A 368-nucleotide genomic window follows, 5' to 3' on the forward strand; every position below is an offset into this window, starting at 1 on the left:
GAGTGAATAACCGGGAATGAAATTGGCGGTGACGGCTTTATTACTCGTGACAGCGTTTAATTGACACGTTGCGCCAATGCAATCGCCGTCAAATGCACTAAACGTATAGCCGGTATTGGCAGTGGCTGTGCAAGTGCTATTGCCGTTGTGGATGGCTGGATTGGGTGTGCAAGTGACTGAACCACTGCCCGCTGGATTAACAGTAATGGAAATTGGATAAGTCGACAATGCTGTCCATTGCGCGTATAGCACGACATTGGCGTTGTTTATTATGAACGTGGCGCCGGCGTCATAATGAGTACCTGTACCATCGGCGACGGTATTCCAACCGGCAAAATTATAGCCAGAGTTTATTAGATTACCAACTA

General features: G+C 47.6%; 1 protein-coding gene. It reads right to left on the reverse strand.

The features are described 5' to 3' along the window. Positions 1 to 368 (reverse strand): InlB B-repeat-containing protein (locus HUK38_RS14820; protein ID WP_182585069.1); only part of this gene is annotated, 368 nt, incomplete at both ends.

Origin of the sequence: Thiospirillum jenense, assembly GCF_014145225.1 — a bacterium.
GTDB lineage: Bacteria > Pseudomonadota > Gammaproteobacteria > Chromatiales > Chromatiaceae > Thiospirillum > Thiospirillum jenense.